Origin of the sequence: Curtobacterium sp. P97, assembly GCF_023712445.1 — a bacterium.
In the GTDB taxonomy this organism is placed as follows: domain Bacteria; phylum Actinomycetota; class Actinomycetes; order Actinomycetales; family Microbacteriaceae; genus Curtobacterium.
The window spans coordinates 1-747 of record NZ_JAMAYF010000032.1; the positions used below are offsets into that span (position 1 = coordinate 1).

Below are 747 nucleotides of genomic sequence, written 5' to 3' on the forward strand. Positions count from 1 at the left end.
GCGTCGTCGTGCGGCAGCGGTCGGGGCCCTTCCTGCAGGAGGCGTGGGAGGTGCTGCGCACCGTGCCGGCCGGCGAGCCCGACACCTACGCCGGTTTCGCGGCCCGGTGCGGCCGCCCCGCCGCGGTGCGCGCCGCCGCCGGCGCGTGCGCCCGCAACGCCGCCGCCCTCTTCGTGCCGTGCCACCGGGTGCTGGCCACCGGCGGCGGCCTGGGCGGCTTCCGCTGGGAGACGTCGGTGAAGCGCTGGCTGCTCGACCACGAGGCCGCCCACGCCCGGGCCGCTGCCCGGGTCGCGGCGGAATTGTCGTAGGCCTGGTGCACCCTGCCCGGCATGGACGCCACCTCGTTGCTGCTGGGCCTGCTGGTCGGTGCGCTGCTGGCCACCGCGGTCACGCTGGCGGCGGTCTCGCTGCTGCGCCGCCGCACGCCCCGGCCCGACGGCCTCGAGCCGGTGCACGAGTCGCTCGACCACCTGCACCGCCTGCTGGCCGGCATCGAGCGCGACCGGGCCACCGCGCACGGCGAGCTGCGCGAGCAGGTGGGCACGGTGGGCCAGACCTCGGCGCTGCTCCGGCGCGAGACGGCGGCGCTGGTCACCGCTCTGCGCACCCCGCACGTGCGCGGCCGGTGGGGTGAGGTGCAGCTGCGCCGGCTGGTCGAGGTGGCCGGCCTGCTCGAGCACTGCGACTTCGTCGAGCAGCCCGCCGGGGTCAACGAGCTCGGCGCCGGGGTGCGCCCCGACCTGG

At 78.2% G+C, this 747-nt stretch carries 2 protein-coding genes; both read left to right on the forward strand.

The features are described from left to right. Positions 1-311, forward strand: a 311-nt coding sequence (locus M3677_RS16770) for a methylated-DNA--[protein]-cysteine S-methyltransferase (RefSeq protein ID WP_251161107.1), incomplete at its 5' end; no start/stop codon positions are given. A 21-nt stretch (positions 312-332) separates the two neighbouring features. Next, positions 333-747 (forward strand): DNA recombination protein RmuC (gene rmuC / locus M3677_RS16775; RefSeq protein ID WP_251161108.1); only part of this gene is annotated, 415 nt, incomplete at its 3' end.